This window comes from Tolypothrix bouteillei VB521301 (assembly GCF_000760695.4).
GTDB classification, from domain to species: domain Bacteria; phylum Cyanobacteriota; class Cyanobacteriia; order Cyanobacteriales; family Nostocaceae; genus Scytonema; species Scytonema bouteillei_A.
The window spans coordinates 3,930,801-3,956,721 of sequence record NZ_JHEG04000001.1 but is presented as its reverse complement, the minus strand read 5'-3'; the positions used below and the strand labels follow the sequence as shown (position 1 = coordinate 3,956,721).

The 25,921-nt window shown below is 42.4% G+C and carries 26 protein-coding genes; 19 read left to right on the top strand and 7 right to left on the bottom strand.

All coding sequences use genetic code 11. The features are described from left to right. Nucleotide 1 precedes the first annotated feature (1 nt). The 5 genes from HC643_RS15685 (at nucleotide 2) to HC643_RS15665 (ending at nucleotide 4,846) form a co-directional block, all read left to right on the top strand. Nucleotides 2-1,138 carry a cupin domain-containing protein gene (locus HC643_RS15685; protein WP_038081519.1) on the top strand — a complete coding sequence of 379 codons (1,137 nt, stop codon included), beginning with the start codon at nucleotides 2-4 and terminating at the stop codon, nucleotides 1,136-1,138. Nucleotides 1,139-1,156: 18 nt separating this feature from the next. Further along, on the top strand, nucleotides 1,157-2,443 hold the full coding sequence (locus HC643_RS15680) for a cupin domain-containing protein (protein WP_038081517.1): 1,287 nt from the start codon (nucleotides 1,157-1,159) through the stop codon (nucleotides 2,441-2,443). A gap of 156 nt (nucleotides 2,444-2,599) precedes the next feature. After that, the gene (locus HC643_RS15675; RefSeq protein WP_050046001.1) at nucleotides 2,600-3,205 is read left to right on the top strand and encodes a vWA domain-containing protein; all 606 of its coding nucleotides are present in this window, start codon (nucleotides 2,600-2,602) and stop codon (nucleotides 3,203-3,205) included. Nucleotides 3,206-3,714: 509 nt separating this feature from the next. Beyond that, entirely contained in the window at nucleotides 3,715-4,320 is a 606-nt protein-coding gene (locus HC643_RS15670; RefSeq protein ID WP_038077531.1) for a vWA domain-containing protein, read from the top strand. 79 nt (nucleotides 4,321-4,399) lie between these two features. Then, complete coding sequence (locus HC643_RS15665; RefSeq protein WP_038077490.1) at nucleotides 4,400-4,846, top strand: salt stress protein, Slr1339 family; 447 nt, start codon at nucleotides 4,400-4,402, stop codon at nucleotides 4,844-4,846. A 44-nt stretch (nucleotides 4,847-4,890) separates the two neighbouring features. Here HC643_RS15665 and HC643_RS15660 read toward each other — a convergent pair whose 3' ends face one another. Further along, nucleotides 4,891-5,241 (bottom strand): winged helix-turn-helix transcriptional regulator, encoded by a 351-nt coding sequence (locus tag HC643_RS15660; RefSeq protein ID WP_038077488.1) that lies wholly within the window; start codon nucleotides 5,239-5,241, stop codon nucleotides 4,891-4,893. A gap of 122 nt (nucleotides 5,242-5,363) precedes the next feature. On the opposite strand from HC643_RS15660, the gene HC643_RS15655 reads away from it, so the two are divergent. Beyond that, nucleotides 5,364-5,987, top strand: coding sequence for an FMN-dependent NADH-azoreductase (locus tag HC643_RS15655; RefSeq protein ID WP_038077487.1), 624 nt, complete (start codon nucleotides 5,364-5,366; stop codon nucleotides 5,985-5,987). A 145-nt stretch (nucleotides 5,988-6,132) separates the two neighbouring features. Here the strand turns inward: HC643_RS15655 and HC643_RS15650 are convergent, their stop codons facing one another. The 6 genes from HC643_RS15650 to HC643_RS42585 all read right to left on the bottom strand — a co-directional run bounded on the left by HC643_RS15650 (nucleotide 6,133) and on the right by HC643_RS42585 (nucleotide 9,481). Then, nucleotides 6,133-6,636: a 2TM domain-containing protein gene (locus HC643_RS15650; protein WP_038077484.1), complete on the bottom strand. Its 504-nt coding sequence runs from the start codon at nucleotides 6,634-6,636 to the stop codon at nucleotides 6,133-6,135. A 50-nt stretch (nucleotides 6,637-6,686) separates the two neighbouring features. After that, a complete protein-coding gene (locus HC643_RS15645) occupies nucleotides 6,687-6,845 on the bottom strand; it encodes a hypothetical protein (RefSeq protein WP_167844695.1) in 159 nt (52 codons plus the stop codon). Next, nucleotides 6,812-7,744: a SprT-like family protein gene (locus HC643_RS15640; protein WP_038077481.1), complete on the bottom strand. Its 933-nt coding sequence runs from the start codon at nucleotides 7,742-7,744 to the stop codon at nucleotides 6,812-6,814. Before HC643_RS15640 ends, HC643_RS15645 begins: the two co-directional genes overlap by 34 nt. Nucleotides 7,745-7,828: 84 nt before the next feature. Then, nucleotides 7,829-8,530, bottom strand: a complete 702-nt coding sequence (locus HC643_RS15635) for a hypothetical protein (protein WP_038077477.1) — start codon at nucleotides 8,528-8,530, stop codon at nucleotides 7,829-7,831. Nucleotides 8,531-8,622: 92 nt separating this feature from the next. Further along, on the bottom strand, nucleotides 8,623-9,267 hold the full coding sequence (locus HC643_RS15630) for a Uma2 family endonuclease (protein WP_137986303.1): 645 nt from the start codon (nucleotides 9,265-9,267) through the stop codon (nucleotides 8,623-8,625). 118 nt (nucleotides 9,268-9,385) lie between these two features. Further along, on the bottom strand, nucleotides 9,386-9,481 hold the full coding sequence (locus HC643_RS42585; protein ID WP_072040753.1) for a tetratricopeptide repeat protein: 96 nt from the start codon (nucleotides 9,479-9,481) through the stop codon (nucleotides 9,386-9,388). Nucleotides 9,482-10,496: 1,015 nt separating this feature from the next. On the opposite strand from HC643_RS42585, the gene HC643_RS15620 reads away from it, so the two are divergent. From HC643_RS15620 to HC643_RS15560, 13 genes are all read left to right on the top strand, one after another. Next, nucleotides 10,497-10,850 (top strand): hypothetical protein, encoded by a 354-nt coding sequence (locus HC643_RS15620; RefSeq protein ID WP_137986302.1) that lies wholly within the window; start codon nucleotides 10,497-10,499, stop codon nucleotides 10,848-10,850. A 576-nt stretch (nucleotides 10,851-11,426) separates the two neighbouring features. Beyond that, a complete protein-coding gene (locus HC643_RS15615) occupies nucleotides 11,427-11,984 on the top strand; it encodes a response regulator transcription factor (RefSeq protein ID WP_038077474.1) in 558 nt (185 codons plus the stop codon). A gap of 492 nt (nucleotides 11,985-12,476) precedes the next feature. Further along, complete coding sequence (locus HC643_RS15610; protein ID WP_038077472.1) at nucleotides 12,477-12,725, top strand: hypothetical protein; 249 nt, start codon at nucleotides 12,477-12,479, stop codon at nucleotides 12,723-12,725. Nucleotides 12,726-12,781: 56 nt separating this feature from the next. After that, the gene (locus HC643_RS15605) at nucleotides 12,782-13,042 is read left to right on the top strand and encodes a hypothetical protein (protein ID WP_038077526.1); all 261 of its coding nucleotides are present in this window, start codon (nucleotides 12,782-12,784) and stop codon (nucleotides 13,040-13,042) included. Nucleotides 13,043-13,158: 116 nt separating this feature from the next. Beyond that, nucleotides 13,159-13,671: a hypothetical protein gene (locus HC643_RS15600; RefSeq protein WP_137986301.1), complete on the top strand. Its 513-nt coding sequence runs from the start codon at nucleotides 13,159-13,161 to the stop codon at nucleotides 13,669-13,671. Nucleotides 13,672-14,239: 568 nt separating this feature from the next. After that, entirely contained in the window at nucleotides 14,240-15,796 is a 1,557-nt protein-coding gene (locus HC643_RS15595; RefSeq protein ID WP_038077468.1) for a phage tail sheath subtilisin-like domain-containing protein, read from the top strand. A gap of 19 nt (nucleotides 15,797-15,815) precedes the next feature. Continuing rightward, nucleotides 15,816-16,286 carry a phage tail protein gene (locus HC643_RS15590; protein ID WP_050045826.1) on the top strand — a complete coding sequence of 157 codons (471 nt, stop codon included), beginning with the start codon at nucleotides 15,816-15,818 and terminating at the stop codon, nucleotides 16,284-16,286. An 82-nt stretch (nucleotides 16,287-16,368) separates the two neighbouring features. Further along, nucleotides 16,369-17,163, top strand: coding sequence for a T4 family baseplate hub assembly chaperone (locus HC643_RS15585; RefSeq protein WP_038077466.1), 795 nt, complete (start codon nucleotides 16,369-16,371; stop codon nucleotides 17,161-17,163). Next, the gene (locus tag HC643_RS15580; RefSeq protein WP_038077464.1) at nucleotides 17,160-19,511 is read left to right on the top strand and encodes a hypothetical protein; all 2,352 of its coding nucleotides are present in this window, start codon (nucleotides 17,160-17,162) and stop codon (nucleotides 19,509-19,511) included. Before HC643_RS15585 ends, HC643_RS15580 begins: the two co-directional genes overlap by 4 nt. Nucleotides 19,512-19,516: 5 nt before the next feature. Then, the gene (locus tag HC643_RS15575) at nucleotides 19,517-20,755 is read left to right on the top strand and encodes a Pvc16 family protein (protein ID WP_038077463.1); all 1,239 of its coding nucleotides are present in this window, start codon (nucleotides 19,517-19,519) and stop codon (nucleotides 20,753-20,755) included. Further along, nucleotides 20,752-22,800 (top strand): ATP-binding protein, encoded by a 2,049-nt coding sequence (locus HC643_RS15570; protein WP_050045825.1) that lies wholly within the window; start codon nucleotides 20,752-20,754, stop codon nucleotides 22,798-22,800. Before HC643_RS15575 ends, HC643_RS15570 begins: the two co-directional genes overlap by 4 nt. Continuing rightward, nucleotides 22,797-23,045, top strand: coding sequence for a hypothetical protein (locus HC643_RS15565; protein WP_038077461.1), 249 nt, complete (start codon nucleotides 22,797-22,799; stop codon nucleotides 23,043-23,045). Before HC643_RS15570 ends, HC643_RS15565 begins: the two co-directional genes overlap by 4 nt. Continuing rightward, nucleotides 23,042-25,567, top strand: coding sequence for an eCIS core domain-containing protein (locus HC643_RS15560; RefSeq protein ID WP_050045824.1), 2,526 nt, complete (start codon nucleotides 23,042-23,044; stop codon nucleotides 25,565-25,567). The genes HC643_RS15565 and HC643_RS15560 overlap by 4 nt, the downstream gene beginning before the upstream one ends. Nucleotides 25,568-25,921 lie beyond the last annotated feature (354 nt).

Sequence of the window (25,921 nt, the reverse complement as noted above, 5' to 3'; positions counted from 1 at the left end):
AATGGACCCAAAATTTAACGAGATTTTCACTAGCCCTTGGAACGAAGTTTTTAAGGTTGTCTCTTTCCCAGATCGCATTTACCACGCCCAATATCTAAATGCGACTCGGTGCTCGCGATACCGCTATAACGTACAAGAAGTTCGCTCTTATTTAGATATCATTGTTTTGAAGGGCGAAGTTTACTTAGATGGTCAGTTTTTGTGCAACTTCTTGCGAGTAGAGTACAAGAGCAGTCGCCTGATAGAACAATCGCGGGAGAAAAAGCGGCTTGTTGAAGATGAATTGATTGGTTGGATTAAGGTGATACCTGAAAATTTGGAGAACGTTGCTGAAGCCAGAGTCAAGCTGCACTATTGCGATTGGACTGATGCTTACCAAGTGGAGATTTGGGAAACTCTTGAAGCACCCGGTAACACGAACCACGACTACCGGGTTCTCGACCAAATGGGTTACAACCGACCAATTACGCGAGTCCGGGAGTTTAGTGGAGCTTTGCAAGATATCAAAGCTATCAAGCAAGTCGAGTTAGCTTTTCGGGAGAGCGATCGCCACTTGCCCATGGGTTATCCCATCAGCGATAATAATGCTGCTTGGGACAACGGCTACACGAGCACGCATCAAGAACCCCGCAGCCCGGAACCCAGTGCGCCAGAAAACACTGTTTCCGATCGAAATTATCTTCTTGATTTCCAACGGGGTTGGTTCTTGCAAACTCAAGACATCGAACCCGTGCGATATCGCAATATTATGATGGATCGTGACGACCCAGCAAGTAAAAATATTATTGAAATGCGCTGGATCGTGCAGCGAGAACTTGGCGGTTCCATGGTATATTTCCATGAAGTCACCGTTCCTCCTGGAGCAGAGCATGGTGCTCACCAACACATCGGTTCGGAAGAAGTTTATTACATTACTGAAGGTGAAGGAATTGCATACCTTCGTGTAGGGGACGATCCTGCAACAGATAAATACCCAACCGTTGAACGTGACGTTATGGGTTTGGGTAAAAAAGATTTCAAAGAACTTCCTGTAAAATCCGGGAGTGTCGTCTTCACTAAGAGTGGTGGAATGCACGGTATTCGCAACGCCAGCACTCAACCACTGAAGTTTGTCGCTTTCCTTTACCACACTGTATAAAATCTACCTTTAATTCCTATGTTTATCGTTAATACCGATACTGTTGTCAAAGTTGACCCCAATAATCCACCCAACTACCATCAGGGTAATCCACTTCAGAAGTTGCTGAACTTGATGGAACAGGCGCAACTTGCGGTTGAGCGGGAATTCTACCTAATGGAGCACGCTCAATATCTATTTCCTTTTGAATGGCTGAGCATATACGGTCCTTCTGGGAATCAAGCCGACATCGTTGAACCTACCCAACAGGATAACAAAGAAGATTTTCAAAAGCAGAACATTAGAGATTTTCGCAGTACAGACACCTTCTTAGTTCGCGGTTTGGTAAGAGTGGGAGACTCGGTCGTACCGTTTCTGCGAGTGTCTTATCGCGGTGGTCCCGACTCCAAACTTTCCGTTGCAAGCGAGCGCAAGCTGGGTGAAAAGATTAAACTTTGGATTAAGGTCGGAGATGTCATCACCCCTTCCTTAATCGGCGTACCTTATAACCCAGCCAGCGATCGCTATGAAGTCGAATTGTGGGGTTATCCCGGTAGTGACTTGTTCGAGCGGTTAGATACCAAAGGACGTAAAGCCATCGAGCGTCTCGAACTCCAAGTTCGCACCGACTTAGTACACGGCGATATGTCAGCATTCGTGCGTCGCAGCGAACTCAACGGGCGACACGTTGAGGACATTGACCCCAAAAATACCATGCACCCCATCTTACCGTTGCATGTAGAACTTGCGTGGACAGACTTTGACGAACGAGCTTGGGATGCTCAAAACGGGGCTAACTACCATTACGAATTCAACATGATTCTGCGCGGTTGGGACAATTACTTAGAAACTGGTATCAGTTCTAGCCCTCACAGCGGTCCCGGCTTTTTGGAGTACCGCAACCTTTTGTCTAACTATGGCAGAAAATCCCAGAAATTGGGCGATATCGATCGCAATGGTAACAGAATTAACGAACTGGGTCGCTTGTTAAATCCGTGGAGTTTCAACGCCTTCGATTCCAAAAATCATGGGAGTGATTCCGAACCATTCTTTGCAGTCAATTACGTTGACCTCAATATTCTGAAGTCAGGATGCGGTATCGGCTTACACCGCCACAGAGATAACCAAGAAATCTTTTTCTTAGTCAGCGGTCAAGGTTTTATGGTGATGGGAGACTGGTGTAAAATGCCTCAAAGAGAGCGATGTTTTGAAATTCGCACGTTTCGTCCCGGATACCTGACAATGCTCAAACCCGGTAATCTTCACGGATTGATGAATTCTACAGATCGAGATATGACTCTGTTTTCTTTTGGTGGATACGATTAAGGAGCAAAGAAAAACTCACGCATTCGTCGCAAAGTCGCAAAGTGTTTCCGAGCGGCTTTGCGTCTTGGCGTGAAATAAAAAATTTCTGCAACAAACTTAGGTTCGGAAAAGCACGCTAGCTACACTAGAGACATGAATCAACAATCAAAGGCAAATATGATGAGCGATCGCGATTACACCTTAATCTTAGATAAAAGTGGCAGCATGTCTACACCCGACCAAGCGGGTGGTAGAAGCAGATGGGATATAGCGCAAGAATCTACACTCGCATTAGCCAGAAAGTGCGAGCAATTCGACCCCGATGGCATTACCGTTTACGTATTTTCTGGAAAATTCAAACGTTACGAAGAAGTCACTTCCGCTAAAGTGGCTCAGATATTTATGGAAAACGACCCAGCAGGTACAACCAATTTAGCGGGTGTTTTGCTGCATGCCACTCAAAATTACTTTCAACGCAAAGCTGCGGGTAAAACAAAACCAAACGGAGAAACGATTCTGATTGTCACCGACGGCGAACCAGACGATCGCAAAGCAGTCTTTGAAGTTATCATCGATGCAACTCGCAAGATGGATCGCGATGAAGAATTAGGAATTTCGATTATTCAAGTAGGTTCCGATCCCCAAGCAACTAAGTTTTTGAAAGCTTTGGATGACCAGTTGCAAAGTGTTGGTGCGAAGTTTGATATCTGCGATACCTTGACTCTAGAAGATTTAGAAGATATGAGTCTTGCAGATGTTTTAATGAATGCAATTACTGATTAGAAAGAGGTTATTAGCAAGAATCTCAGAGATTTTATGCTTTTCTGATGCCATAACCTCTATGTTTTGTTTTTGCTTGTTAAACAGGTCGATGGGCTGCATTGTTGCTAATGAGATTGCAATCGTAGGGTCGTAAAGCATAGCACTCCGAGCGCAGCATATGTAATGATAATAATTATTAAAACAAATAGGAGAGATGCAGGGTTGTGCATACGCTGTCTTTTTAGGAATATCTCAACTGCTGTACAGTCTCCCCCGTGAAAGCAGGAGAATTCAATGATGATGGGAATAACACTTTGACTTCTCAGTGGTACTGCTACGAGTCTGATACTGGGAACCGTGCTAGCGGAAAAATTTTCTAGTATGTAACGAAAAGTAAAATCTCTCTTATTTGGCTTGTAGTACCACTTTAGCGCATACATCTTCTAGAAAAAGGAGTCACGATTATTTGCACCCACTGACTTGTCTCTAAAATAGATAGATAAATAGAAAATTTTATGGCAAATTACGAAATGTTACAAAACCGAGATTATACCTTGATAATCGATAAAAGTGGCAGTATGGCAACCCCAGACCAAAAAGGGGGAAAAAGTCGATGGGCTACAGCAGAAGAATCGACCTTTGCTTTAGCAACTAAATGCGAACAGTTTGACCCTGACGGTATTACTGTTTATCTCTTTTCTGGAAAGTTCAAGCGTTATGAAAATGTCACTGCTAGTAAGGTGACACAAATTTTTCAAGAGAACGATCCCGCAGGAAGTACGGACTTAGCAGGCGTACTGCAACATGCTCTTGATAATTATTTCCAACGCAAGAGCGCCAATCAAACAAAGGAAAATGGAGAGACAATTTTAGTCGTTACAGATGGCGAACCGGACGATCGCAAAGCGGTTATGAAGGTCATTATTGAAGCTTCTCGCCGTATGGATCGGGATGAAGAATTAGCCATTTCTTTTATTCAAGTGGGTAAAGATGCTCAAGCAACCCGGTTTTTGAAAGTTCTAGATGATGAACTGCAAGGAGCGGGTGCAAAGTTTGACATTTGCGACACCATTACTATGGATGATATGGAAGATATGAGTCTATCTGAAGTCCTGCTGAATGCTATAAATGATTAAGCTTGGTTAGCTCCCCAAATTCTTAAAGAAAGCGGGGAGATTTACCTGCATTTATAGCCAATTACTGGTTGCTAAATATATGGATTCTATTGATAAATTACTAGCTGAACTAAAAGCGAATTACGAACAGCCCAAACCAGAACAAAGCCAGCAAGTTCCTACAAACGCGATAGCGAATTACGAACAGCCCAAACCAGAACAAAGCCAGCAAGTTCCTACAAACGCGATCGCTATACCGCTATCAAAAGCGACAAATCCTATTGATAATCTTCTAGAACAAGTTAAGGCTGAGTTTGAGCAAAAAGACTTAGCTTTGGAATGGGAACGACAGGAACAGATACAACAAGAGCAAATTCAGCTTTTAGAAATCGAAGCTAAAAAGATAGAAACTTTAAAAAAGCAAGCTCAGGATTGGCTGGATAAACTAGATCCATATTCACCTGAAGGTCTTTGGTTTGAACGATTTTCTGAAGGTTATCCTTCAAAAATAGAGGCGGCGATTGAGTATTTGCAAAACAATAGCTGATGAATCTTTAGGGCGGAGCTAGTGGCGATAAGCGCTCTTTCAGCTTACGCTTCGCGAGTCAAGTTGACTTGAGAAAGATGTTTGACACCCCATTCATGCATCGCATAAAGAATTGGTTGCAGACTTTCACCCAGAGGAGTTAAAGAATATTCTACTTTGGGAGGAATTTGCGGATAAACTTTGCGAGAGATAATTCCATCCTCTTCCATCTCCCGAAGTTGCTGAGTTAGCATTTTTTGAGTAATTCCATCTAAAGCCCGTTGTAATTCGCCAAAGCGTTTGACACCTAGCATCAATTCTCGAATAATCAAAACTTTCCAGCGTCCACCAATGACTCTAAGAGTGGTTTCCACTTCACAAGTTAACCTGCTGTGGTTTTCCGCTTTAGCTTCCATCTATACCTCGCAGTTTCTTTTTGGTAAGTAGCTTACTTTTAAGTGCCTACTTTCCATAGTAACTTTACATAGCTTAAAGTTAATACGGAAAAACTCCTATCTTTCATACTTTATACTTCACTATGGCGCATATCTTACATATTGACTCAAGTCCTCGTGGAGAACGTTCCTTTTCGCGCAAGTTTGCGACTGAGTTTGTCTCAGCTTGGAAAAACACCTATCCAGGGGATACAGTAACTTACCGGGATTTAGGTCACAATCCCGTACCTCATGTAGACGAAGCATGGATTGCGTCAGCTTTTACTCCGCCAGATGCTCGCACACCCGAACTTGTGAAAGCCATTGAAGTATCCGATCTCTTGGTAGATGAGTTTTTGGCTGCTGACCGTTATGTGTTTGGCGTGCCAATGTATAACTTTAATATTCCCTCTATCTTCAAAGCCTATATTGACCAGATCGTGCGTGCTGGTCGTACCTTTGCTGTTGATGCTAATGGTGGTTTTAAAGGGTTAGTTGAAGGCAAAAAGATGCTGATTGTAACAGCCAGAGGTGGCGACTTTTCACCTGGAAGCCCTGCTGCACCATACGACTATCAAGAACCTTTCTTAAGAGCAATTTTCGGATTTCTTGGAATTACAGACATTACATTCATCAACGTGCAAAACCTTGGGGCGGGTGAAGATGCTCGTCAAGCTTCTTTGGCAAAAGCACAAGACGCCGTTAAGGAAGCTGTAGCGAGTTGGTAATATCGATTGGGGATTGGGGATTTGAACTGTTTGAACTTTAGCAATCCAATCCATCCAATAATGAAATGCAATGCTGCTTTTTCTACTCTAGGTAGAAGCAAAATCTCAATCGGAGTATGTTAAAGCAGCTTTATAAAACAGTGTATCAGCTACTAACCGCCCTCAACCACCTATTAACAACTGAATTAAAGAATTTTTTCACTTGGTGGTTGCGACGCCACCGTTGGAAAGCTTTTTCGTATTCTTCACCTTGAGCTAGAAAGGTATTCCAAGCGTCCAGTCCCACAGCTAGCCCGCAGCCCAGTAAAATATACAAAGACCAAGAAAGCCCTGGAACACTTATCAGATCCAAGGATATGAAAAAAATATTAAGAATTGCATAATTGCCAAAACGCTTTTTAAATTTTCCTTGACGGTGGAGGTTAAAGGCTTGTCTTTGTTGCATTTCCCCTTGTGCATCTAACCAGTCGCGTTCAGCTTGTTGCAAAGAATCAGGAGAAATTTCTAACTCAGACGCAATTTCTTGCAGTTGTTCGTAGGAAAATTCTTTCTCTTTGTCATCCGCTTGACGAGCGATCGCTAAATTGAGTATTTTCTGAACATCTTCCTGGCTGTAAGTACGTCTTGCCCTGCTATCAAAATTTGTCATAACGCTATTTTTATGTTACTGTTTATACATAAGCTCTGCCAGAGAGATTTTTACGTTATTGCGTTCGCTACTAGCAGTGCCAAACTATCCATATCTAGGGTAGCAAATGCGAATTGAGACGATCGCACGATCGCTTGAATATTTATAAATACCCGTTTTGAAAAAGTCGGGTATCTTAGGTGGCAATTGACGCAATCTTCTTCAGCCATTCCTCAGCTTCTTGGTACAATCTAAACTTGCGTTCGCTCGTGCGAAACTCTGATGTGTGAACCATGCGCCTACCGTTAACGAGTTTTGTCCCGTGGTACTTGTGCAGCAATTCGTGATACAAGACAAACTCGACGACAAATTCAGGAATGCGATCGTCATCTAGGGTTATACTCATGACTACTCTATCTCTCGCGGGTTCGTAATGAGCAAACTTCCTGTAGGTATGAATTTTGCTCCAAGTTAAACGTGGTTTGACAAGCTTGGCAGCAAAATACTCCTCATTGATTTTGTCAAATAATTTATCTAGATTGTAGTGTGTTCCCGTAGGAGTTTCTGCGATCGCTTCCACAATCAAATCTAGCTCCATCAGAATATCACTGTATTCTTCAGAACTAGCAAAATCCTTCATCGCTCGTGTTGTGTTACGACTGTTACCAAACAAAGCTGCTTGCACCAAAACTTGTAAAACCTCATCTGGTGCATTGATAAATCCTTCACTGACAATCAGAGTAGCAAAGTATTCTCCTATTTTGCTTCTGTACAACCCTGCCAAATTGGTTATCTCAACAATGACTTTAATCGAATCCCGACCGCGTGCGCTATATGTTTGTTGAGCAATGTGCTGCAACCGATGGGTTGCTTGTACGTGGAGTTGCAGGTTTCGTTCATCGGTTAAAAACTTCATCCACGAGTAGATTTGACGGGAAGAACTTGTGAGGTTTGCTGGGGTTGTTTGTCGATCGGAGCAAATCTTTTCTATTGTCGTTACGATTTTCATCAAAGTTTGAAGCAGTTCCTGCATCTGAGCAGCATTTGGCGTTGGGCTTGAGGCTAGGTCAAAAATTTTCTGTACAACAGTATGTTGCTGCGCTTTGATGTTCTTAAGACCGATCGTCATGTAAGAATTATTGGCAATGCCAATTCACTAGATACTCAAATAACCTAGCAAAACGGTGCAGTTTTTGTGAAGTAGAGGTAAGAGTCATGACTGCAAACCATAGCTTTCAAAGGATAACGCGATCGCCCCTGGCTTCGGTTCACCATGAAAACAACAGGGATTTACTAATCCTCCACGAGTAAAGCCAAGACCGCCCTCTAAAAACAATAAATTCCCATCTTCCGCAAGCAAAAAATCAGCAGAGAAACTGGGGATCGGCGTATGAGCAGCTAGTTGCTCGGTCAAGCGACGCACTTGAAGAGCTGTTTCCCGATAAGCAGCTGGTAAGGGACGGCGAGCGTAGTAACTGGACACAGCAATCCCTTCTCCAAACGCAAAAGCTCTGAATTCAACCGGGTAGTTTGCTTCAAGTTTGGCTTTAACCCATGGTCTGAGCAAAACACAGACGCTAGTTTCTTGCGATCGCTCCAGTTGCTCTAACACAGCAATAAATCGGGGTTCATCAAACTCAAATTCTAACGTTGGCAAAGTCCTTGGGTAGCTCTGAGCCATTGTTGACTTGAGCGTTTCGGTACTGCAACAATCCCAACGCCATATTGTGTGGCGTGGCTGATAGTGTTGACGCAACCATAAGTACGCTCGATCTAGAGTTGGCGTGTCTCCCAATCCCTCTAAGAAACGATAAATTTCATCAATTTTGACTTTTGGACCAATGGTTGCAGGAATGTAGGCTAGCTGTGCTCGATCGCAGATTGGCAGCCAGTGACTCAGGAGAATAGGGTTCATATTTTTTCTACAACCTCTTGCGTCATCATACAGCGCATCTGTTTGTTAAAATAAATGAATTTTCGTGCTTTCAAGCATTGGTTTGATTTCTATTATTCCTGAGACTGCAACAATTTTTTCAACCACCTTATTGCCTCACTTGTTGTCTCTTCACTCGCAATGAGAAGACATTGCTGTACAATTTCTGAAACGTTAGGAAAATAGCTACTTTCCGCAATTACGTAAATTTCCCCCTGCAATCTGTAAATGAATAATTCGTTATTCTTCAGCAGCCAAACCTCTGGCACTCGATAAGGTAAATAATCATTAATATCTGTATAGCTGGTAATGTCTACTTCAATTACCAAATCGGGAGGAGGGTCATTCTGCCAGTCGATACGGTTTTTACCTACTACGGCTCTCCAATTTTGAATATAAAAGCAACACTCAGGTTCAATCCCACTGATTTCTGGCAAGCTCATGGTGATGGGAGTAAATGAGTCGTATCTTTGCCCCACGCGATCGAGCAAAACCTTGGCAATATCTGCCAGCAAGCTCGCATCTCTTCCATGTTTTGGTAGCGGTGCCATCAGCCAAATCTCTCCCAATCGGTATTTAATGCGAGGTACAGTGCGCGAGTCTAACTGTCTTTGCAGCTTCATGTAGTCTTGCCAGTCTCCCAATAGTCTTACAACAGCACCAGGAGGCAATTCGATTCTTTCTGGTGTGATTACAGCATTTATTTCAGATCCAATCATTGATTTTCCCCATTTCAATCCCTAGTTTTCCGCTTAGTTTGCTGTAGCGATTTTTGGTTGGTTGCTACTATTTAAGAATCGCTTCTATCCGGTCAGCTATGGCTAAGTCTATTTCACCTTACCGCTTCAAAAATACTCCTAAATTGTAGTGAGTCTCGACATCATTGGGATTGAGAAGAATTGCTTGTTGTAATTGTGCAATTTTCTCTGACAAATCTCCTTCATTGGCGTTCTTAGATATAGCAATGCCACCAAATCAAAGAAAAATTTAATTTCAACTTTATTAAAGTCTTTGCATTTTAGCAAAAAAATAGTAAAAATCGTTTGCCACAAATCAATATTAGCAATTATCTAGGCGATGCTCAATCTGTACTCGCTATGCTTTCACCGTTACCTTGGACACTGGCAGCGTTTGCTAGCATACATACTGTATTAGCGATTATCTAGGCAATGCTCAATCTCTACTTGCTATGCTGTCAACAATAGGCTGAGACTTTAGATAGAAATGTTTTGGAATGGATACGCACCTTATTTGATAATGAGGGAAAAAGTCGGAACGAGCTAGCCTGAACTCAAGTTTCCGTCACCGTCACAGTCAATTATTGTGGCTCTAAGTTAAAAGAGCGACAATTGTTGTTGTTTATTCCTATGAAGCTCAAGGACCAGCAGTTTTTTTTGATAAGGAGATTGTCCAGCGCGTGACCGAACTTAATGCCAATATTGATGCAGATCTTTACACTTTATATGAGCAGGAAGAACCAGAGACATGAAATGTGAACGATGTTTCACCAAGTTCTTTAAGAGTGTTTTATACCAATTCTCTATATTAAAGCAACAGATTCAAATCCCCCGATGCCGAACATTTCGGTCTACTTGACTGAAATGAGGAAATGAGTTGGAATTTGATTCACCTGGAGTTGCGAGATAACCGAGATACCTTGACACTTACCAGTGGGAAATTTATATTTGCTGCTAAAAGCAGTATGCAGTGCTTCTAAGAGGTTGTTTGAAAAGTGGTTAGCTGTGATTTTAGGCACTTAGCGATCCCCCCTAGCCCCCCTTAAAAAGGGGGGAAAATACTCTGAAAATTCACTAATTTATGGGGGAATTTAGGAGGATCTTGAATGTTTTGCTACTGATGAAAGGACTTATAAAACATCCTCTAACAGCAGCGATCGCAATACATCTTTCTTTTTCACACCCGGTAAAAAGTCAGGTTCAATCACAGGATGCTATTATCCAAAAATAAGTTAAAAGAAAAAATGTATCGTCATCCCTTCACGCTTCTCAGGATTCATGTGACTGATGATACTAGTCAATCCTTATGGAAACCAATGTGGTTGATTGTTATTGGTCAGCGACGTGAAGAAATTTCACCTCTAATTGCTTACCAAACCTATAGACAACGTTATGATATTGAGCACTTCAATAGATTTGGAAAACAACGTTTATTGATGAGTGAGTTTCAAACCCCAGAGGTCAAACACGAGGAAAATTGGATACGACTAGTACTTTTAGCTTACGTACAGCTTTTCGCATTGCCTTCTCCAATCAAACAGGAAGATTTTTTTTCTGGGATTTAAATTTAACACCTGATGATTTACTCAAGCGCGGTTGCGATCGCGTTCATGATTATCTCAAAACTAATCCTAATGTGAGTGAGAACGATAAGCATTTATGCGATACAAAGGAGCGATCGCACTCTTCTTACCCACACAATAACTGCATAAGTTAATTTCACTTGCAGCTAAATGTATTTGTCGGCGATAGGGGTAGATAAGCAATTGTACAGAAAATTACGCTAAGGTTACAACCTTGCTGGATAAGCCTTTTGTCAATCAAGATTTTTAGCATGATTACGTGAATTAAAACCCATCTGATATAACTACAATACCTTTCTTAAAACTAGAAGCACTACGTCGTTTTAGGAAAGTTGCTTTCCATTTCTGGAAATATCAGTTAATAAGATGATTAGAATGCTTATGTAGTAATCGTTTCATCCTTAGCGTAACTTTCTGTACGGTTACTCATTTCACCCCGCGATGCGTTAAATAACACCAAGAGCGGAAATGAAAGAGTTCCAATTTAGCTTGGACGAAATCAATATCCCCATCCTGACTACTGTAAGCCTATAACTTAATTAAATAGTAGGATAGCAAATGACAGATATTTTATTAACCAATGATAATCCTGACACTCAAAACCTCTTAATAAAATGTTTGAAGACAGCAGGATTTGAGGTTTTCGTTACAGAAGATGGTCTAGTTCGCGTTCATCTTACCCAAGAGAAATTATTTATCACTGAGAGAAGTAAAAACTCAAATACCCCTCAATCCATATTTCCCTCTATTCCACGGCTCCACGAGGTTTTCAAGTTTATTGAATTGAATTATCATCAACCTATTAGCCTAAAAGAAGTAGCTCAAGCAGTCGGTTATTCCTCAGCTTACTTAACAGATTTAGTACGGCGTCTTACTGGAAAAACGGTTAATGATTGGATTATTGAGCGTCGGATAGCCCAAGCCTGCAACTTACTATTGTCAACTAACGACTCTGTTAATCAGATTGCTTTACAAGTGGGCTATCAAAATATCAATCATTTCTACTGTCAGTTTCGCAATTACTATAAAACTACCCCCCATGTTTGGAGAGAAGCACAACGTTGCAAACTAGTTCAGAGCAAAAGATTGCAACCATTAAAAGGCATTGCTAGTTAAATTTATCAATTGACTTCGTTGTTAGGTGCAGCAGTAAGCGATCGCTTACTGCTGTATATTTGCATATTTTTTCATAAATTTTCTTTATAGAAAAAAAGCTACAAGTTATTTAACATCTTGCACCATTCTCAACAAGATCTAAAAAACCAGGTTTCTAAACGATAAATTAAGCTTTCCAAGCAATATAATTGGTAAGAAACCCGGTTTTTGCCCCAGGTGCAAGATATAAGTTATGCAACCAAAAACCTGATACCAATACAGTTCAGTTAAGAGTCACGTGGAGTGCAGAAACCCGGTAACTTCTGCGAAACCTGGTTTCTTGACGTTGCTTAACTAAATCGTCTTAAATCTTATACCTAAAAATACTTAATTTACTCTTGTACTAATATCTACAAATAATTAATTAGCAATCTCATTTTTAAAGTCTATCTTTGTATTAAGAGACAATCACGTCTGTAGCCTACCTATTATCGCAGGAATAACCAAACCCTCATGTCTACATATAACGCTGAATACTATCCTAACGTCTGCGAATTCACGGTTCCTATTAAACTAAACATTCCCATCTTTATAGAGCCAGAACTGATTATCAAACCCGTTGAGTCTGTGAGAGAGAAAGCACATATACATCTCGAACCAGAAATCTACCTTAGACCAGAAGTAACAGCAACTCCACCTGTGTGTATTCCTCAAAATGGATATAGTCAACAAGCATTGCCTGTTGAATCAACTTTCCAATAGTTATAACTGCAATAAACAATTCACCCAATTTATTTTTAAACAAAAGGATGCAATTCATGTCTACATACAACTCTGAATACAACTGCGAATACTACCCTAACGCCTGTGAATTTACGGTTCCTATCAAATTAAACATTCCAATGTTTATTGAGGCTACACCAGTTATTAAACCCGTTGAGCCTGTGAGGGAGAAACTAAATATTCATCTTGAACCAGATATTTATCTTAAACCAGAAGTCAGGGCAACTCCACCTGTTTGTGTTCCTCAAACTGGATATAGCAGACAGCAGTTACCTGCTTCACAAACTCTTCCATAGTCCTAAAATATTTATTGGGACACATAGTTGACAGAGTGCAATGTATAGGGCGCGATTTATAAGGGTACAATGCCGCCGCGCCCCTACATACATAACATATTTTTTCCTTTGATACCATGCAAAAACGCAAACTGAATATTTCGATGATGTTAAAAGTGCCTATTGACCTCGAAATAGAAGTCGCAGGAGTACCACCAATAAACAATCAGCCAGTTGAAGATAACAAAGAAAATCAACAACTTTTTAACTTCATCGGAGAATCTGAACCAGAAGCGATCGTTAATGGAGTAAATTTAGCCGAGCTTGATGAAGATAGTCAAGTTCTAGTTAGTAAACTTATAAGTCAACTTGAGCAAAAAGGTAAGATTTTTTCCACATTGTCCCAAACTCAATACAAGCAAGAGAACTTAGGAAATGATGAACAGGAGATAGCAGAGAGGCAATATGAAGATGTAAATACTTTGTTATCCAAAGATGATTTTACAACTATTCAGCCACAAACTCAACTAGATAAGAAAAAAATGACAACGCGCATCTTGGACTCTTTAAACGATGGTTTTACTCTTATCATAAATACTGTGGGAACAATTTTGTTTCTAGGTAAACTTGCTAACTATAGTTGGGAGTGAAGAAACTGAACAATGTTTTTATTGGAAGGAAAATCGCGATCGCGATTTCCGAACAGCCATATTTTGTAGTAAATTTGGATTTTAATACAGTAAAGTAAACAAGTAGTTGTTGAAGCTAAAAATGGTAAGTCTGTGAAAATTACGGTTCCTGTAGCAGGCTTTGTCATTTATGAGTAGCAAGTGAACGTATTTAGATGTAAGAAAATTCTAATTAGAGAAGGGGGTAGAGGCGATTCCTATCAGGAGTTGTCTCTACCCCAATAGTACTTGGATAAGCAAAAATTAGAAACCCGGTTTCTTCAAGAAACCGGGTTTCTGGAGCTTTGACTATCAAAAACCTACGCAGTATTAGCCTCTACCCCATTTTCTTTACAAGAATTTTCAGGTAATTAGACCACAATTGTAGGGGCGCGGCGGCTTTGTGCCCCTACAAAAAATAATTAATTAGCACTTCTATGACTACCGAAAAATAATTAATTATCAGATACATTTTTTCTAGCTACTATCTTTAGTATGAGATAACCGAAAGGTTAGAAACAAACTAAATGTCAACAGCAAAAATTCAAAAATGCCAATACAACCTACATACCCAGGCGTTTACATACAAGAAATTCCTAGTGGTGTACGCACGATTACAGGTGTATCCACCTCTATTACCGCTTTCATAGGACGTGCCAAGCGTGGTCCTGTTAACGAGCCAATTACTATCAACAACTACGGCGATTTTGAACGGATTTTCGGGGGTTTGTCGCTAGACAGCACTCTTGGATATGCTGTGCGGGACTTTTATCTCAATGGTGGCAGTCAAGCAATTATTGTCCGACTTGTTCATGAAGCCAGTAAAGCAATCATAGATGCGAATGGACTTCAGCTAGAAGCAGCAGGTGAAGGAACCTGGGGCAACTCTTTAAGAGTTCGCATTGACCATGATTTACCACCTGATAATAGACCTGGTAAAGATGACCTGTTTAATCTCACCATCTTGGATGGATCTACGGGTAACATTGAGGTTTTCCGCAATGTAGCAGTGAAAACCGATCACCCAAGACGGGTGGATATAGTTTTAAAAAATGAATCCAATTTAGTGCGAGTAAGCGGCGGTTTAGCTGAGGCTAGACCTGATGCTCATCAGAATCCAGATCCGAATAATAAACTTAAACTATGGGACGATAACGGTACTAATACCAAAGCTGACAATGGTTCAGATGGTACTGCTTTAGAAGTAGGAGACTTTACAGGGGAAGGTAAAGAAGGAGCAAAACAAGGTCTTTATGCTTTGGAAAAAGCTGACCTTTTTAATCTCCTCTGTATCCCGCCCTATAAAAATGACAACCAAGGTATAGATTATGACCCTCTAGTTGATCGAGCCGCTGAATATTGCAAAAAACGTCGAGCCTTTTTTATCATCGATCCACCAAACGATTGGATTAATAAAGACAAAGCTAAAGATGGTATTAAAAATATTGGTACACCCACCAGTTATGCTGCTGTTTTCTTCCCCAGGCTTAAGCAACCAAATCCTCTGCGAAAAAATGCAATGGAAGAGTTTGCTCCCTGCGGTGCGATCGCTGGTGTGTTTGCTCGTACCGATGTTCAACGCGGAGTGTGGAAAGCGCCTGCGGGTACAGAAGCAACATTGGTGGGCGTACCGCAATTGAGTGTACCTTTGACAGATGCAGAAAATGGTGAGTTAAATCCTCTGGGTATTAACTGCTTGCGAACTTTACCAGCCGTTGGTCGTGTGATTTGGGGAGCACGCACACGTAAGGGAGATGACCGTCTTACCGATGAGTGGAAGTATATTCCAGTCCGTCGTTTAGCTCTTTTCTTGGAAGAAAGCCTTTATCGCGGTACTCAATGGGTGGTGTTTGAGCCTAACGACGAGCCATTGTGGGCGCAGATTCGCCTAAATCTTGGGGCTTTTATGCATACGTTGTTCCGCCAAGGAGCTTTCCAAGGGCAAAAACCAGAAGATGCTTATTTTGTGAAGTGCGACAAGGAAACGACAACTCAAAATGATATTAATTTGGGCATTGTTAACATTGTTGTTGGTTTTGCTCCACTCAAACCCGCTGAGTTTGTGATTATCAGTATTCAGCAAATAGCCGGACAAATAGCAGTTTAAGGATAAAGGACGCAAATATATGCCATCTATTTCGGGAACTCGTTTAGACTTCTACAAAAACTTCAAGTTTAAAGTTAGAATGGACGGTCAGGTTGTGGCTGCGGTAAGTAAAGTCAGTGGTCTTAAGCGCACAACTGAAGTGATAGAACACCGCACAGGTGGTGACCCTAGCACTGTTTATAAGTCTCCAGGACAAAGCAAGTACGAGGCTATTACTCTAGAAAGAGGTATTACTAAAGATACTAAGTTTGAAGATTGGGCGAAAAAGGTTTGGGCGCTTGGTGGTACCCCAGAAGTTTCTTTGGCTGACTTCCGTAAAGATATCATCATTGAGGTTTACGATGAAGGCAATCAAAATAAAGTGACTTCTTATAATGTTTTCGGTTGCTGGGTTTCGGAATATCAAGCTTTACCTGACCTTGATGCTAGTGCTAATGCTGTTGCGATTGAGTACATAAAACTCGAAAACGAAGGTTGGGAGCGCGCTTAAGGAAAAGATGTAAGGGCGCAAGCATGAGCGCCCCTACGACCAATGTATATGTATCATGCATTTTGTGGATTGGTATTAGATTATGCGATCGCTATCATCCTTAGAACTGTTCAATATTTGGGACTGGGGACATAACCAGCCATCTTGGTCTAGAGCTATCAAGCTACTAGCCACCGCTTGTCCTGATGTACCGGTAGAGACACTCACCCAGTTTAGTATAGGTCAGCGCGATGCAATGCTGCTGACTTTACGGGAGTGGACTTTTGGTTCCCAACTAGCAAGTCAAACAGCCTGTCCGAAGTGTGGTGAAGCCTTGGAACTCAATTTTAATGTTGCAGATGTCCGCATGGTATCACCTCAACTTGAACCAGTAGAGAAATTTTCTCTCTCCCAAGGTGAGTATCAGGTTAGCTTTCGTCTTCCTAACACATCAGACTTGATGGCGATTTGCACTTCTGCTTGCAAAGATGTTTTGTCCAACCCACAACAGCACAACGCTCTAACAACGAACCAACAGTTAAAAACGGCTCAACAAGTTTTGCTCGATCGCTGTATCTTATCTGTCACCCATAACAGTGAAAGTTTATCACTCAACAAATTACCAACCAATATAATTAATACAATTATTGCAGAAATGGCTCAGGCTGACCCGCAAGCGAATGTACCATTGGATACTTCTTGTCCTGCTTGCGGTCACGAATGGCAATTAGTATTTGACATTATGTCCTTCTTTTGGAGCGAAATTAACGCTTGGGGACTTCGCATTTTACGGGATGTGCATACCTTGGCCACTGCTTATGGCTGGCGCGAGGCTGACATTCTGACTATGAGTCCTAGACGACGGCAACTATATTTAGATATGGTGGTGAGTAAATGAACAATTATCTTAACCAATTGGTGGCAAAAAACCTCAAGTTGGTCGATACAGTTCAACCCTTGCTGCTGTCGATATTTGGTTTTTTACCAGGTTCTCCTGTAGAAATGGGGAGTGATGAAAATTGGGGGATAAGCCAAGAAATAGTCACGGGCGATAGTGAAGATTCCGCCATAACAACTGGGTTGGAAACAAGTCCAGACGCTCACATATTCAGCAACTCTGACATTGCACAGCCGTTAGACCTGCAAGCGATCGCTGCGCCAACGTCTTCGACAAACGCAAATCAATCACAAACATCCGACGATATAAACGATTCACCGTCAACTAGTTTAACCCCAAGACCTACTCATTACTGGGAACAACCCGATTCCCAGCAATCGCCACGATTTACGGCGATCGCCCCCGATCAATCTTTATTGCTAAACACAGAAACACAGCCGTTAACGCTAGCACAAACGACGCAAACAAATACTCCCTTACCACATCAAACGGTCAAACAACTAACCCAGCCTGTAAAACAATCATTGGGACAGCAACCAGTTAAAAGTCATCCTGGCGTTTCTCTTCCCCAATCCCAACAGATGGTATCAAAAGGAAAATTACCAATGATACCAGAGTCAGAAGCAGTAGTAACAGAACAGACATCTGATAAAATACTGCCTACTGTGGAGAAACTCCAATTAACTTCGACTGCTGATGTGGAAGCGATCGCTCCCTTATCATCATTGTCAGTAAAATCACAGATTATTTCTGAGCCTTTATTAACTCAACAGCAGGGAACTGAAAGCGATCGCTTTGTTCCATCCTCACCATTATCAAAGGTAATGAGGGAGCAACCCGATTCCCAGCAATCGCCACAACCGATGGCGAGCGCCCCCGATCGATCTTTGTTGCTAAACACAAAAACACAGCCGTTAACGCTAGCACAAACGACGCAAACAAATACTCCCTTACCACATCAAACGGTCAAACAACTAACACAGCCTGCAAAACAATCATTGGGACAGCAACCAGTTAAAAGTCATCCTGGGGTTTCTCTTCCCCAATCCCAACAGATGGTATCACAAGGAAAATTGCCAACGGTACCAGAGTCAGAAGCAGTAGTAACAGAACAGACATCTGATAAAATACTGCCTACTGTGGAGAAACTCCAATTAACTTCCGCTGCTGATGTGGAAGCGATCGCTCCCTTATCATCGTTGTCAGTAAAATCACAGCCTGTTTCTGAGCCTTTATTAACTCAACAGCAGGGAACTGAAAGCGATCGCTTTGTTCCACCCTCACCATCATTAAAGGTAATGAGGGAGCAACCAGATTCCCAGCAGTCGCCACAACCGATGGCGATCGCCCCCGATAAATCTTTGTTCCTGAACACAGAAACGCATCCGTTAACCCCAGCACCAACGACGGAAACCCCACATCCAGCGATCGAACAACTACTCCCTTCCCGCCAGAAGATTACCTATTTTAATGAACCGCAAAGACGCGAAGTACGCGAAGAAAGAGGAGAAGAAGAACGGTATTCTTACACCGGAAAGGGAGTAACACAGCCTGCAAAGCAATTATTAGGACAGCAACCAGTTAAAAGTTATCCTGCAGTTCCTGCTTTTCAGTCCCAACAGATGGTATCACAAGGAAAATTGCCAACTATACCAGAGTCAGAACCAGCAGTAACAAAACTGACTTCAGATAAAATACTGCCTACTGAACAGAGACTGCAATTAACGTCCTCTAGTAATGGAGAAGCGATCGCTCCTTTATTATCATCAACAGTAAAATCACAGCCTGTTTCTGTGCCTTTATTAACTCAACAGCAAGAAACTCAAAACAATCGCTTTGTTGCATCCTCACCATCATCAAAGGTAATGAGGGAGCAACCCAATTCCCAGCAGTCGCCGCAACCGATGGCGATCGCGCCCGATAAATCTTTGTTCTTGAACACAGAAACGCATCCGTTAACGCCAGCACCAAGGGTGGAAACAAATACTCCCTTCTCACATCAAGCAGTAGAACAACTAACACAGCCTGCAAAGCAATTATTGGGACAGCAAGCAGTTAAAATTCACCCTATTTCTCTTTTACAAGACCATTCCCCACAGCCGACACCCAATATTATTGAACCGAGAAATGATGATTCTCGTCCCGGTGCTGTCTTCATCTCAGCCAGCAGACAAGAACGACAACAAAGGGAATCATTTGGTCATTCAACAACACCTACTATTCAAGTTTCCATTGGTTCTATGGAAATTCGCACACCACCACCGCCACCACCACGACCAAAGCCAAGACCAAAACCACCTGTGATGAGTTTAGATGAATACTTACGCCAACGTTCTAGGGAAAGGTAAGCAATATGAGTAACGCATTATCTATTGCTGCTGTGACCACAACATTACGTTTCTTGTTACAGCGAAGATTTGACACCGAAGGTGGTGGAACTGTCGTGACAACAAAACCTTTGGATAAAGTACGAGATAACAGTATTAGTAACGGAAATCAGGTGAATCTATTTCTTTATCATACGCAAATTCACCCAGGTTGGCGCAACATGGATATACCTGACCAAGTAAAGCCAGGTGAAACAGCACAGCCACTATTACCGTTAAACCTCTACTACTTACTCACTGCTTATTCTCAAAATGATGATTACCCAGAACCTACCAGTCATCGTTTGCTTGGTTTAGCTATGAGTGTTTTTCACGACCATTCTATACTGACTCCTGCTGATATTAAAGCTGCTTTGCCTACAACCACAGATTACGACCTCGACCAACAGCTTGAACAGGTGCGAATTGTTTACCAATCGCTATCTGTGGAAGAGTCACATAACTTGTGGACGACTTTTCAGTCTCCGTATCGGATCTCAGCAGCTTATGAGGTGTCAGTGGTGTTAATTGAAAGTGGATTGAGTACGAAAACTCCATTACCAATCATCAGACGCCAAGCTGATGACAGTGGGGCGATTGTCCGGTCTGACTTGATATCTTTTTTACCAATGCTACACTCAGTACAGTTGCCGAATCAGCAAGCTAGTGCTAGGTTGGGTGATGTTCTCGTTCTCAATGGTGATAATTTAAACGGTAAAAATATAGTTATATTATTTACAAATACTCGTAGAGAAATTACTGTAGAATTACCATCCCCAACAGAGAGAATGGCGAAAGAAATTAGGGTACAATTGCCTGATGAAGCTGCTAACTGGGTATCTGGTTTTTATACTGTAGCAGTGAGAGTCACCCGGACTGGGGAACAGACGCGGACTAGTAATGAGTTATCTTTTTCACTAGCACCAAAAATTTTGGATATCATACCACGTCAGGCACAGCGGGATGCTAATGGGGAGGTGTTGCTGACTGTGGTTTACAGTCCCCTGGTGCGACCAGAACAGAGAGTAGCTTTGTTGCTGGGAGACAGAGAAATTGTTGCACCACCCCGAACAACTACCACAGATCGGCTGGAGTTTCGGATTACCGGGGTAACACCAGGTGAGTATTTTGTGCGATCGCGCATTGATGGGGTGGATAGTTTACTGGTGGATCGGACAGTGACACCGCCAGTCTTCGACCAGAACCAGAAGGTGACAATAGTATGAGCGAGATGAATAACTGGTTACAACAAAACCAAGAATACTTAGGTCAAGCGCTGGCTTGGTTGCGATCGCGTCTGCAGGAAATGGCAAAATTACCAGGTGCAGAAATACCAGAGGTGAGAGAATTTCCCACTGGCGAGGCGATGAATCCACCAGCAGCGCTGATGTTATTAAGCCATAAATTAGGGCTATCGCGGTTTGAGCAACAGGTGCTACTATTATGTGTAGCTATAGAGTTAGATACTCGTATAGCCCGTCTGTGCGCCAAAGCACAGGATAATGAGTACCAGCCTTACCCCACATTTGCCCTAGCTTTATCCTTATTTGACGAACCTGCTTGGGAAGCCCTTTCTTGGGAAAGTCCCTTACGGTATTGGCGATTAATTGAAATTCACCAGTCGGGTGTGCAACTGCTGACTAGTAGTGCGTTGCGTGCCGATGAGAGAATTGTTCACTATATCAAAGGGTTAAATCTTTTAGATGACCGCTTGGCATCATTATTAATGCCACTGTCAACTGAAGAATGGGAGGTAGAATTACCCCATTCCCAGCAGACTGTTGTGGAGTCAATTTTCCAACAACTGGCACAAACAGGCAGAGGGCAACCTTTACCAGTGATTCAGTTAGTCGGCGCAGATTCCCACAGTAAACAACTCATAGCCCAGCAAATAGTAGCCGAGATGGATAGATACATCTATCGGCTACCGGTGGAACTATTACCTAGCAACGCCAGTGAGTTAGAAACCCTTGCTCGTCTTTGGCAACGAGAAACTTTGTTATTGCCCCTGGCTTTATATTTAGATGCCCAAGAGGTGGACGGGAAACAGCATCAGGATGGAGAATTACCACCCCTGCATCGGTTTCTCAACCGCAGTGGCGGGTTAATTTTCCTCAGTACCCGTGAAGCAAGGCAGAATTTAGGACTTCCAACCATTGTTGTAGATATAGATAAACCTACAGCACATGAACAACAAGCCCTCTGGGAGGCGGTGCTAGATTCTTCTTCACGGGAGTATGCGGGAATATTAGCCACTCAGTTTAATCTGAATGTAGTGGCAATTAGGCAAATTGCGGAGACTGCACAGGCGGAAAGCTCAAATTCAGCAATTAATAATCAGATAGAATTGCCAGGGAGTTTGCCCAGATCCAAAATCCAAAATCCAAAATCTAAAATCCAAAATTATTTATGGTCTGGTTGTCTTGCTAGTACCCGCCCACAGTTGGATTCCCTCGCCCAACGCCTCAACCCCAAAGCCACATGGGATGATATTGTTCTTCCACCAGAAGAGACAAACTTATTGCAGCAAATAGCCGAACAAATCCGCCAGCGTAGTCAAGTTTATCAAAATTGGGGTTTTGACAAACGCATGAATCGGGGGATGGGTATCAGCGCCTTGTTTGCAGGGGAAAGCGGTACAGGTAAGACAATGGCTGCGGAAGTGATAGCCAATGATTTGCAACTCCATCTCTATCGGATTGACCTTTCGTCAGTCGTCAACAAATATATCGGAGAAACCGAGAAAAATCTGCGGCGGTTGTTTGATGCGGCGGAAGATGGGGGGGCGATTTTGTTTTTTGATGAAGCGGATGCTTTATTTGGCAAACGTTCCGAGGTGAGAGACAGTCATGACCGCCACGCCAATATTGAGGTAAATTATCTGTTGCAGAGGATGGAAGCTTATCGCGGTTTGGCAATTTTGGCAACTAATCTTAAGAGTTCTATAGACCAAGCCTTTATGCGCCGCTTGCGGTTTATTGTCAACTTTCCCTTCCCTGGCGTGGCTGAACGTCAGGTGATGTGGGAGAAGGTGTTTCCACCACAGACACCAACTGAGGATTTAGATTATCAGCGCTTGGCGCGTTTGAATTTAACTGGTGCAAGTATCCACAATGTGGCGTTGAATGCAGCTTTTTTGGCGGCGCAAGGGGGTACGCCTGTGACAATGGCGTTGGTGTTAGCAGCAGCGCGGAGTGAGTTTCGCAAATTGGATCGACCCGTGAATGAGGCGGATTTTCGGGTTTTAGTACCTACGGGGGTAAGGGGATGAATATCAACATAGATATAGAAAAGCTGGTTTTTGAGGGCATGGCTATTTCTCCCAGTCAGAGGCGGTTGTTGCAAGCGGCTGTGGAGGCTGAGTTGGGGCGATTGCTGGCGACTGAAGGGATACCACATAAGTTAAAAGGAGGTGGCGTAGTGCCTTCAGGTGCTATTCAAATAAAGCCTGGAACGAATTTCACTCAGATGGGACAACAAATTGCACAAGGAATATATGGAGGAATGAAACCATGACTAGTAAAAGAATTGCACAAACTAATCAGCAGCAAAAAAGTGAGACAGCGAAGGCGAGTGGCATTTTACAGCGTGCAGGTGTGCGATCGGTTTCGGATGTGGGGGGAAAATTAGATGAACAAGAAGCAATGAGATTAAGTAATTCAGCTTTTCCCAAAGACTTAAGTCAAGTGCCTATTAGTACGGCGACTACACCACAGCAAATTATAGTAAAGCAAATAGTTAGCCCAGTGGTACAGAGGATGGGCCGTAGGATCGATTATCAAGAGGATATGGTTGTTCTCGATGACATATCTAGTTATCGGGAAGACAATCACGTTCGTGATGGACGCAACGTTGCTGTTTTTTACTACCCTTATCCAGGTACGAAAACTGTTAGGGCAAGTGGTAACGGTCAACACTCAGAGTTTAACATTGATCAAGCCCTTACACAGCCGCAGAGGGACCAAGTAAATCGTATCCACTCTGAATTTAAACCATGTAATGATGGCCCAGGTGGCGGATGTGAAACTATGATTCAGCAGAATTACTCTAATCTGAACGATAACCAAATTACATACTGGTGGGAGTACGGGGAGGAATACGAAAAGGTGGCGGGTCGGGCACACAAAAAGGACGAACATTCATGGGGGAAAGAATATCGCAGTTCTCAGCGATTAAAAGAGATGTCCAAGCTGCGTCGCATCGGTCTTGCAAATGATCCAGTAGTACAGCAGGTTAAAACGTCTGCGTCTGGGCATTTAGGTGAAGGTAAAACTGCCCAACGAGAGGAGATGTTGGAAGCATCCGGCGATCGCATCGGTACGTCCGAGGTGAAGCTAGAAAACACAACAAGATTACCAGATAAGTTAAAAGCTGGTATTCAAACCCTCTCCGGCTTATCGATGGATGATGTGAAAGTCCACTACAATTCTTCTAAACCTGCCCAGTTACAAGCATTGGCGTATACCCAGGGCACGGATATCCATGTGGGTCGGGGTCAGGAACGGTATCTTCCCCATGAGGCGTGGCATGTGGTGCAGCAAAAGCACGGGCGGGTGCAGCCGACGATGCAGATGAAGGGTACGGCGATTAATGATGATTCAGCTTTGGAAAAAGAAGCAGATGTAATGGGGGCAAAAGCATTACAGATACAGAATGTGAAAGGGGCTGATCTAAATGTGAATTCATCCTCCCAAGAGAGAGAGAATCAGGAAAAGGGTGCTGGGGGAGGAAGTTTTGAGATGCCCTCCGCAAGATGCCCAGTTGCACAGATGATACATAATATCAAAGCAACGGAAGTTGACTTTGCAACTCTAGAAGGGATTAATAAAAGCAAGGGCTCATTGTTCTCTTGGCAAAAAAATGCTAAAGAGATTTATGATTACATCAATAATGTCAGGAAAGTCATGGAGGATGATGACGATTTAGAGGCGTTGAACAAACAAGAAAAAAATATTGATACTATAGTCGAAAAGCTTGACACACTTACTCAGAGTTTGAAATCATACGACAAATTTTCAAGCACAAGAGAAACCCGCAGTAAAAATCCCGAAAAAACGCAGTCTACAATCTCAGATGAAATAGCATCTAGCTTAATTAAGCTTGGTAAAGCATTTAGTGAGTTTAAAGCCACGTTCCCCCTCCATACAGGAGGATTCAGTGCCAAAGCAAGAGCGCACGAGATTAGTGTAACGAATATTCCCCAGAATGGTTATGTGGAGGATAAGACATGGTTTCAAATGATCAATCTCAATAATCAGCCTTTGGACAAGAAAGTATACAAAAACCCGATACAAGTACAGGAACAAGCTAGTAATTTGGTCTTCCCCTCCGACTTGCGTGAGCTAGACCAGACAAAGTGGCTTGAGACAATCGAAAAACGGTTGAAGATGTTGGGGCAACCCGAATCCCAGGAGTGGAAAAGCGTACCAATGTCTAAGGACAGGGACGGGGGACAGGTGACGAATATGGCCAATACGAATGCAACAACATACGCCATGCTTGCATCTGTTCCCAATTGGGAAAAATCGCGTTGGGAGTGGCTACACATTAGAGCAGCATCCCTAGGCGGTGCTACTGATGGTACCAACCTTGTAGTTGGTACCAGGGATGTAAATACCCATATGATGCCTTTTGAAGCCAATATCCGCGCACTAGCCAACATTGTGAGTCAGAACAAGAACTACAAACATTTAGCGGTTACATTTTCATTTTCTGAGCGGGATGAGAAGGCTAAACATAAAGTCGAGAAAATTATAATCGAATGGAAATTGGTTAAGAAGGATAATGCGGAAGTAAAAGAGATAGAGGGAAAAGCGATTTTCAAGCCACTGAATACTAACGCCAGTATTTCCAAAACTGAAGTCGAGATGTTGGAAGAAACGCTAAAGGAGAAGCGTGAAGAAGTGAATGGCGACAGTGATATGGAGATTGATGAAAGTAGTGATACGGAGATTGATGAAAGTAGTGATATGGAGATTGATGAAAGTAGTGATATGGAGATTGATGAAAGTAGTGATACGGAGATGCCTATTAATTAAAATTAGGACTTACGCATTGACAAGAGAACTAGTTTATGTAAGGACTTACGCAAAGCCCCTCTTTATAAGCTATCCATTACCCGGATCTTTCTCAACATTTACGAGAGTAATCACTCACGTTTTTTCTAACCCTAATTCGTTCGTTGTTCATTCTCAATAAAAATGAGATTTTTGCGAGAAGAATAAGTGCTATTTTGTCAAGCTCGCTGAAAATCTCAGTGCCCATAATAGACTCTAGGCATGGGTTTGAGGATTGTAAAGAAAGATGTGACTAATGCATAGTCTGCAACGTCTTTTACACTCAATTTTGCGAGAGGAGTGCGTAAGTCCTATATGTGTTCAATCAGCACAAGC